At 29.9% G+C, this 9,960-nt stretch carries 6 protein-coding genes and 1 pseudogene; 2 read left to right on the top strand and 5 right to left on the bottom strand.

The annotated features are described in order from the left end of the window. Positions 1–146 precede the first annotated feature (146 nt). On the bottom strand, positions 147–743 hold the full coding sequence (locus tag WFZ85_RS15170) for a 3'-5' exonuclease (protein ID WP_342697114.1): 597 nt from the start codon (positions 741–743) through the stop codon (positions 147–149). Between the two features lies 1 nt (position 744). Continuing rightward, the gene (locus WFZ85_RS15165; protein ID WP_342697113.1) at positions 745–2,661 is read right to left on the bottom strand and encodes a DUF294 nucleotidyltransferase-like domain-containing protein; all 1,917 of its coding nucleotides are present in this window, start codon (positions 2,659–2,661) and stop codon (positions 745–747) included. A 622-nt stretch (positions 2,662–3,283) separates the two neighbouring features. Here WFZ85_RS15165 and WFZ85_RS15160 point away from each other — a divergent pair. Together WFZ85_RS15160 and WFZ85_RS15155 are read left to right on the top strand one after the other, a co-directional pair. Next, positions 3,284–3,763, top strand: a pseudogene (locus WFZ85_RS15160) (DUF4874 domain-containing protein); the annotation flags it as partial. Between the two features lie 45 nt (positions 3,764–3,808). Further along, the gene (locus tag WFZ85_RS15155; RefSeq protein WP_342697115.1) at positions 3,809–4,795 is read left to right on the top strand and encodes a DUF4832 domain-containing protein; all 987 of its coding nucleotides are present in this window, start codon (positions 3,809–3,811) and stop codon (positions 4,793–4,795) included. Positions 4,796–4,850: 55 nt separating this feature from the next. Here the strand turns inward: WFZ85_RS15155 and WFZ85_RS15150 are convergent, their stop codons facing one another. The 3 genes from WFZ85_RS15150 to WFZ85_RS15140 are packed head-to-tail and all read right to left on the bottom strand — an operon-like array spanning position 4,851 to position 9,625. Continuing rightward, positions 4,851–5,117, bottom strand: a complete 267-nt coding sequence (locus tag WFZ85_RS15150; RefSeq protein ID WP_342697112.1) for a hypothetical protein — start codon at positions 5,115–5,117, stop codon at positions 4,851–4,853. After that, on the bottom strand, positions 5,118–8,747 hold the full coding sequence (locus WFZ85_RS15145) for a DUF2194 domain-containing protein (RefSeq protein ID WP_342697111.1): 3,630 nt from the start codon (positions 8,745–8,747) through the stop codon (positions 5,118–5,120). Further along, positions 8,744–9,625, bottom strand: a complete 882-nt coding sequence (locus WFZ85_RS15140; protein WP_342697110.1) for a hypothetical protein — start codon at positions 9,623–9,625, stop codon at positions 8,744–8,746. Before WFZ85_RS15140 ends, WFZ85_RS15145 begins: the two co-directional genes overlap by 4 nt. Positions 9,626–9,960: the final 335 nt, after the last annotated feature.

The raw sequence follows: 9,960 nt of genomic DNA, 5'->3' as shown, positions 1-9,960 counted from the left end.
TAACCACCGACAGTCAAACCGGTAGAAAATATTACACAAATATGTTTATGAAAAGATAACCAATTCGTGTTCCCATAAAATAGTTTGATTATTGTTTTGTTTGATTTTGACAGATCGAAAAACCCACTCAATCGAGTGGGTTTTTGCTATTTAAAGCCGAGTTTTGATTTTAACTTTAAAAACAGTAATGCAATTGAATAGGCATCGTTTGAAGCAGAATTTCTCTCATTAATTGGTATTTTGTAATGCTTTGTCAAGTCTTCTAAAGAGAATGATTTATTAGTACTGTCAATAAGTTTTTGATGCATTATTTCAATATCAAGTGCTTCATTTTTTAACCTTCCACATTCCATTTTTTCAAGCACACTATTTATCATTTCGATGTCAAAATTAATGCGATGTCCAACAAGTATTGAATTCCCAATATATTCTACAAGCGCTTCGATGGCAGGATATTCAGCATATTTAGGTAGTGTACTTTCGATTAAAAAATCGTTGGATAATCCATTGTCATGAAGGTATTTATATTGTAAAATAACCAATTCAAAACTATCTCCAACCTTTATAACATCGTTTATAACTGCAATCGCTCCAAAAGATAATATTACATCTTTTTTTGGATTTAATCCGGTAGTTTCAGCAGATAAAATGACGTATCTATTGGTTTTTGTTTCAAATTTAGCCAAATATGTTTTCCAAAATCCTGGATAATCTTTATTAATATTTTTGATCCAATCTAACATATTATGAAAATTGAGTTAATTGAAACTTGTCCTTTATTAAATCTTCTAATTCTTTCATGGGCAGCAAAGCATTTTTAAGTCTTTCCTTTTCGACTTTGGTTAGCTCATCAATAGCAATGTAGTCACCAGAATTATCGTTTTTTAAACCTTCTAAGGTTCTAAATTTAGAAAGGATTAAAAATGCATCAGCACAATTTAAATATAGTTCAGAAAATTTCGGATCTACCAAAGCTAATTGCTTAAATCTTGAATAAGTATTGTTAATTCCCCGTAAATTCAAACTAATAGAAAAGAGCCTAGCGCCATCAACAAGCGGCATAATAGCTTTATTTTTAACATCAAATTTTCCTTTATTATTGCCTTCTTCTTCGATATTGAATTTCTTAAAAAAGTTTAGTGCAGGATTTTTGCGCAAAGTATCATTACCTAAATAATCAAAAAATAAAGCATTGCTTTTTGAATTTTTTGAAATAACGTCAGCAATAGTATCTTCAATTTTAGTTTCGCCGAAAGCAATTTCATAATCAAAAAATATACTGGCAATATTATTAGAATTTTCACCAGGTGTTTTCATCCAATTATCGTATTGTTTTATCCAGTCAGAAAGAGATTTACACCACAGCATATTACTTGCCATATGTCCATTTGGACAATAAGGATAACCCACTTTTTCGAGTACAGAAGTAGTTCTTTTACCCAATTTTAAAAAGTAGTCTTTAACATCTCTGTATTTTTCTGGAGCAACATCTTCAAAAACTAAAATACTATCTTGATCAGTAAGTAGTAATTGTTCTTTTCTTCCTTGACTACCAATACTTAACCAAGCAAATCGCGCTGGAGGCGAACCCAAATCAAGAATTGCTAATTCAACTGCTCGTTTAATAATAGCTGTAATGATTTCTCCTGTAATTGTATAGATATGCGGTAACGGAATATTTTTAGAAATTGACGTTTGAATTAAATCAGTTAATTTTTCACGAACTAATTTTAATTCTTTTGCAGATAGAGCACGCTTAATTTCTTTGATTAGTACGCCAGGATTATTAGCTTGTGCAACAATTAAATCATGTTCAGAAATAACACCTCTAACATCTGTTTTATCTGAACCATCGGCAGTTACACATAAATGACTAACATTATACTTTAATAAAAGTAATTGCGCTTCGGCAACAGAAACATTTTCAGGAACTGTAATAACTGGCGATGACATTATCTTATCTACAGTAGTGGAAATCGGAAATCGTCCGTTTGCAATTTTGGTTCTAAAATCAGTGTCGGTTATTATTCCAACTGGTTGATTTTGCTCTATAATTAAAGCACTATCAATTAAGTTTTCAGTCATTAATTGTGCAGTGTCTTTAACAGAGTAAGTTTTACTAACTTTTAAAGGCGTTTTATTGTAGGTTAAAGATTGAAAATACTGAAATTCAGTCGTTTGATTGTCAGTATATACATTATCAGTAATTAACTTTCCGCGATTTTCTTTGTCATAAGGATTTCTAGTATTGGTTGCGAAGCTTTCGAGCAGGAAATCAAGTACTTGGGGATTCTTTGCTACAAAAGGCTTGAATATATCAATAGGAATTGCATATATTAAACTTTCTTCACGTGCTTTGGCAGTCATCATATAGTTATTCTTTGCAAAAAACGGACGAAGACCAAATACATCGCCTGGATAACATTTGTTAAGCAGCGTTTCCTCAGAGTCAGCAACTACAGATAGATTTATGACACCTGATGCTACAACATAAAAACTATCATGAAGTTTGTCATTGATTTGGAACAACACTTTATGCTTATCTAAATTTACAACACCAATACTATTTGTAACTTGAATTAATTCATCATAATTCAAATAATTAAATGGTGCATATTCTTTTAAAAAGTTTGCAATATTTTCAGTTATTGAATTAATCATATTTGTTCTGTTAAATTAGTTTTTTATCATTTGCAAAAGTAAGGAAGCTTAAACTAAGTATCTATTAATAACTTGAAAGTTTTATAACTTTATATTTATTAAATAGGCTCTCGAATGTTGATTTCTATTTTACATAATATAAATTATAGTTCATTTGTATTGTTTTGGTTTTTATATAAATTATGATGATATGCTGTCATATTTTATACTTGTATTCATCGAAATCTAGGAAAATTTGCATTGAAATTATAGTTATAAACATTTGAATAAGTGAAAGTTAATAACTATTTAACAGTTAAAAGACATAATAACCTACAAAAGCCTCTAAATATATAATAAAAATCTGATTTTATATCTAATTTTATGCATTTTATCGATTTTTTATCCATTTTTTATCCATTTATCGATTAAAATTGCACTTAATCTATATAGATTTACATTGTAACAATATTGAATCCCAAATCCTATACAGTTACAAAAAATAAAGTTAAACTAAACCTACACAATTATGAAAAGAGTTTTTACTTTCGCAATGATGTTTTTGGTAATATTTGCCATAAATGCATAAACAACATCGGTTACGTTCACAGAATCAAGTGAAAATTTTTCTAATCCAGAAAGAGGATTTTATCGTCACCGTGAAACTAATTCTACAAGTTATTCTCCTTTAAGCCAATCAAGTTTAGTTACTCTTAGAAATAGCGAAAATATCACATTGATTTTAAGATTATTTTATATCGGTGACTTTTTAAACAGTCCGATCTCTCAGTCCTACTTAGACAATATGACTACTGATTTTACAAGAATTAGAAATGCAGGGTTAAAATGTGTTATACGTTTTGCGTATTCAAATCAGACAACACTTGGACAAAGAGATGCTACTAAAGCACGTATGTTGTCTCATATTCAACAATTAGCTCCGATTTTACAAGCCAATGCAGATGTTATTGCCACTATGCAAGCTGGCTTCATTGGTACTTGGGGTGAATGGTATTACACAGATCATTTTGGTATGAATCCAACTACAGCAGACTTTGCTAATCGTAGGGAAATTGTTGATGCTCTATTGAATGCTTTACCTATAAACAGAACGGTTCAAATAAGAACTCCCAATTTGAAACAGAGATTATTTAATGGAACATCTCCTATGACTCAGTCAGAAGGATTATCCACAGCAAGTTTAGCTAGAGTTGGTCACCACAATGATTGCTTTATTTCTGATCCTACTGACGTTGGTACATATACTAATATTAATGCTGAATATCCTTATTTAGCTCAGGAAACTAGATTTGTACCAATGGGTGGAGAAACCTGTGATTTTGATCCGGCACTTTCAAATTGTGATGTTGGTGTGACAGAAATGGAGAAATTCCATTGGTCTTATATGAATATTGATTATTATCCCGATGTAATTACAGAATTTGCTGAAAGCAATTGCTTAAATGACATCAAAAAAAGATTAGGATATCGTTTTAATTTGACAACTGCTACTTTCCCAACAAATGCAACACCAGGACGAGTGATGCCTGTAACAATCAAATTGAGAAATACTGGTTTTGCTTCTATTTACAACGATAGAACGGCTTACATAGTTTTTAGAAATACAGTTACTAATCAAGTTTATTCTGTTGCGCTTGCATCAAATCCGCAACTATGGTTAGGAACAAACGAAATAACAATAAACGAAAACGTTAATCTACCAGTTGACATGGTACAGGGAAGTTATGATTTATTTTTAAATCTTCCAGATGCAGCAGAAAATTTAAGAACTAGACCAGAATATTCAATTCGTTTTGCTAACGTCAATACATGGGAAGCAACCACTAGTTATAATAAATTAAACGCTGTTGTTAATGTTACTCAAACAGCACTTAGTATTGCTGATAATACAAGAATTAATCCTGTAATTTATCCAGTTCCAGCTAATGAGCAAATCATCGTTGAAATGGAAAATATTTCAGATTTTAAAGTGACATTGTTTAATACTCTTGGACAAAACTTCGGGGTTATAACTGATACAATCGAAAATAATAAAATTTCGATAAATACTCAAGGTTTATCTAATGGTGTTTATATGATTAGATTAGAAAATGGAAGTGTTAATACTACAAAAAGAATTATTGTAAAACACTAACAGAAGCACTTTCTAATTAATTGGGGTCGAGAAACTACTTTCTTAACCCCAATTTTTATTTCTTTTTGCGTTTTTTTAAACTATGTTTTAATCCAAATTGAACCGCGTTTGAATAGTATTCTGATTGAATGAATAATTCTAAAGTAGCTGTCAGCTCGGTATAATCGAATAGTAAATAATTGAATTGGCCATTAAATCTTTTGAAATTATCACTAAAATCATCCTCAAAATAAGAAGCTTCAACTCGCATATTAAAATTATCTTGCTCCTTCCCTATTTTAAAAGCCATTCCACCACCATAATAAAATCTGTCGTCTAACATCTAAAAGGGATAACCTGTCCGCAATTCAGCGCGATCAGTACTATCAAACGAACCGTTTGAATAAAAACTTTCTGCAAAAGGCATTATTTTAAATTTCCTTGGCATGCCATTATCATAAAATAACTTTGCGCAAATAAAACCTTCATAGGCTTCACTGGTAGTTACTCGTGTATTCAAAGTACTACTTTTATTGTAAAAATTTCCTTCAGCAGAAATATTAGCATTTAAAAATTTTAGAAAATAAATATCTTGAAAATAATTCATTTGAAAACGATAAATATTTTTACTGTGTGCGCCACCAGACTCTGCGGGTGCAATTTTTAACTCTAACGATTTATAATTTTTATCTTTTGATAAATTTGCTCCCAACGTATATTGAAAAAACATTATATCTTGGTCACTAAATTCTATGCGTCCTGACGTCCAATAATTTATTTTATTTTCAACAATAGCTCTTTTGAATTTATATTCTAGACCAAATAATGTATGCGTAATATTATCTGTTGGATCATTTATTCCTAAGTTTAATTCATACATTTTACTAAAAGTTGCGCCAATACTATGAATGTTTAATTTTTTATCGTGAATATTGTAGGAAAGAACATTTTTTAGCGCGGCAATATCTTCTCTATTTGTCTCTAATGAACTTGCAAGGTTAACAAAATCAGAATATTGTCTTCTATCACTCTTCAGAATTTTTTCTAAAACTTTTGGATAAAATAATTCAGAATGATTTTCGGCTAAATCCAATTTTAAATCTCTTTGCTCATATACCACATCCGTATTTAACGTTTTACGTAGTGCTTCTTTTTCAGGTAGATCATTAGGTAAAGTATTTGCAATTACCCATGAATTTTTGAATTTGCCAGTTTCATGATAAAACGAACTCATTAAAACTTTTGCTTTATAATCGTCAGGATTTTTTGAAATATATTCAGTGTATTCATTTACAAGTTTATCATTGGACTTAGTTTCAATTAACCAGTTCATTTTTGTAACAAAGTCAATTTCTTTTGTGAATTTAGACCAATCAAAGGCTTTAGAAAAATTGTTTCTATGGGCATACAACCAAGTAATTTGCATAGCCATATTTTCAAAATCAATTGATGGTGTTATGTCTTTTAGAAATAGTAAGGCATTATCTGGCTCGTAATCAAGTAAATATTGTAGATACATCATTTTTGTTTCCTGCGTATCATCAATTTTTAAAAGTTTTTCTAAAGCATCTTTTATGTTTTCTTTATTTTCTGCCGTATTATAACTGGCAATATAGTCACTCAGTATTGATTTATCGTCGGGTTTTGCTTGCATTTGAAGTCGCAACCACTTTTCTCTTTCTAATTCAGAAGGGTAATCTAAAATTCTGCTTAAATCAATAGAGTATAAAATGTTTTCAGTTGTGGGATATTTTGTTACCTGGTGTTCTAACATTTTCCAAACAACATTTCCTTTGTTATCCCAACTCATGTATTCCGCATATTTATTCCAAACTGCTTTATCTATTTTAGCGGATGCATTCATTTTTTGTCTTAAATCTTGAAGTTCTTTTTTAAAATCTTCTTCAGAAGTGTCAACATAAATTTTTTCAGTAGTCAGCTCAATAACTTGTTTTTTAAATTTCTCAAAATCAGCTATCACTTTCATTTGAACCTCTTCAAGAAGTATTTTTTCTTCTTCTGTTTTATGGTTTAAATCGATCATTTTAAGTTTTGATTTTTTTGTAAAAATAGAATATAAGCTTCCCTCTAAAAAGGCAGTTTTTTTGAAAGCTGCTCCTTCTTTTTTCAGTTGAGCTTCTAGCCGATTTGCATTTTCATTACTTCCGTATAAAAACCAATATTGATTATCAGTTATAGATTCTTCATTATTTAATTCTTCAACTAAATATTCTCCATTTCCAAATTTATGACTATACTTTGATGCTCGCCAGTCATTCACTAGAAATCCGCCGTCCACGCCATTCACGAATCGTAGTTGTGGATACTTTGTTGTCATTCCCTTTACTAAATCTCTAAACAGAGGATACATCGCTCTATCAGAATTTTTGGTTTTGTACCAACCAAGTCCATCTGTATTTCTTAGAGCATAGTTTCCTTGGCTCATATTATTTTCACTGGGAATCTGGTAAACATCGTCTGGATGAAGGAAATGAACCCAAATTCCAGTATATAAATAAACCGAATTTAATGCGTAATTGGCATCTTCTTTCAAGTAAAACCCGTTAGCTGTTCGAGTAAAATCAAATAATTTAGGCTCTAATGGTTCAAAATCAAATTCTCTATTTCCACCTTCTTTAAAATCACCATCATAAATACTACACATGAATTTGATATAGGGCATTGCTGTAGTTAATTGTTGTAATCCTGTTTTATCTACCACGTTTGAAGGCGGAACATATGTTGAAGGCAATTTTCCAAATCCGTTTATCCTCCATTTTTTTTCGGCAGCAGCCAATGCTAATCGCATAAACTCAGTATTATCGTTCCAATCTTTTTTAACTAATGAAACGTGATTATAACCATGAAATCCCAATTCATGGCCGTTTTTTAAGATATCTTTTGCAAGCCAATTACTTAAAATTTCTGTTTTATTATTTATTTTAGCTTTTTGTAAATCCCACTGATTGAATAAAAATGGTGGTTGAATATTAGAGTCGTAATCAAAAGTAGTAAGAGCAACATATTTGATATCAAACTCATCAGCAAGCTTTACCATATCGGGCCAAAATGTTTTATAAACGTACTCATATAAACTTTGATTCAATTCGGTTTTAATTGGTTCTTGCATTACATCATATACTGGCGAAGGAAAATCATCAAGATGTATTGTATTTACATTAGCAATAGGATATGGAATTCCTTCAAGACCTTTTAAAATCATGGCAATTAGTAATCCTCTATCTGGTTTTTCATTATAATTTGTAGAGTTGTAAAAAATTACTTTTCCATTTCCGATGGAGTTTTCAGTAATTAAGGGATAAAAATCATTGTTTGCTGCATTTGCAAATACTTTGATATTTTTTTTGAAGTTACTTCTTTTAAGTCCGTAAAATATGATTTCTTTTCCAAACTTTCTTTCTTTATAATCAGGCAACATGGGAATTTTGAAATTATATCCTGCCGATGCAACATCAACGCTAAAATCGGCTCCAGGCTTTAGTCCAATCAAAAATGAAAATCTTGCATCTTCACTACTTGTAGGCAAGTAAAGTGTTCCGCCTTTTGAAACAAAATTTATAATTTTATCTATAGTAGCTGTGTTTATTTTTTTTGTATCATAAAAACATAAAACTCTTATCGACGCTGGAATTTCTGATGTAGAATTCCATTCGTTTATAGTAGTACTTTTTATGCCTAGTTTGGTATAATCGCATACTTTTTTGATATGGTTGAATGTTTTTATATTTTGCAAATCACTTTGATCAACAATATATTGAATTAATGGTGGATTGTTTGGAGAATCGTTTGTATATCTTCTTAATTCTCTTTGATCTTCATTTTCTGAATTGAAAAAATCAAATTTTTCTGCTTCTGATAATTTTTCAAGTTTTGCACAACTTGACAACATTAAAATAAAAAATGTTATAACAAGTAATGAAATGGTATTATTATGGTTACAAGTAGTTCTCATATTTTGTAAATTAAGTCATTTAATCTTGACTCTTTAGGCTTATTAATTATTTCATATACATCAAAAGCCTCATTTTTATATATAACTTCAATTTTTCTTCCTCTGTTTTTTAATTCTTTAATTTGTTTTTCTACTCCAGATTTAAAACTAAATCCTTCGTTGAGCGCCGTTGTACCGGTTAGTTTCTTTTTATAAACAAACACGATAACACTTTTTGGTAACACATATTCAGGGTATTTCCGGAAAAACTTTTTGTTTTTAATATTTTTATAATACTGATAATCTTTGGTCAAATAGTCTCTAAGGAAATATTCATAATTAATAAAAAAGTGCTGATTTGTGCTTATCGCATAAGTGGAAGAAGCGTTAACTACTGCATATGAGAATGGGAAATATTCGCTCGAAATACGTTCGTATGCATTTAAAACCATTCGTGTCGATATATCAGACTGCTTTATTTTTTTGAATTCAGACTCTTGAAAATAAATTGCTGCATAGACTAGTCCAGCTGAAAGAACTATGGCGAAATATGTTTTGGCAAACACAAACTTTTTATAGACTGGATAGGTTATTCTTAAAAAAACAGCAACTAAAATCCCGATGAATATTGGTATAAAAACTGCAATAGCTTGTTTAATCATTTCATTATCAATCCATTCATTTTTTACGTTGCTAAGTAGTATTAAAAAAATAAATAATAGTAAAAATGAAAAAGCTTCATGCCAATTTTCTTTAAATCCATAGGTTAGTACTGACAAAAAGACAATTAATCCCAGCGAAAATAGCAAGTAATAAATCATCAAAATATTATAAGGCATGATTAAATGTGGAAAATAGGTATATGCACTTGCAGCTACTAAACTCGAGTTTAAAAACATTTCAAAATCGTAGTTTAAGAAATAACATGACAATCTATAAATTAATGTAAGTATAAGCAGTGATAGCACAAACGCTCCAAAAACGATATAATTATAGCTATTGAATTGTCGTTTTGAAAAGATAAATCCAATAATTAAAAAAGGTAATACCAAGATTAATAAAGTGAAAACATCTATCAATCCAATGGCTATAAAGGCAAAAATATAATTTAACCCGTTGGGTGTAATTATTTGAAGTAAAATAAATTGATTAGATATTGGTCAAGATACTGAAATGCAGTATCTTGAAGTCGTAAAACAAACAATATCTATGTCAAATATAGTAAAAAAATATT

The sequence above is a fragment of the Flavobacterium aureirubrum genome (genome assembly GCF_038739835.1).
GTDB lineage: Bacteria > Bacteroidota > Bacteroidia > Flavobacteriales > Flavobacteriaceae > Flavobacterium > Flavobacterium aureirubrum.
The sequence above is the reverse complement of the archived record's forward strand: the minus strand, read 5'-3'. Positions and strand labels throughout refer to the sequence as shown.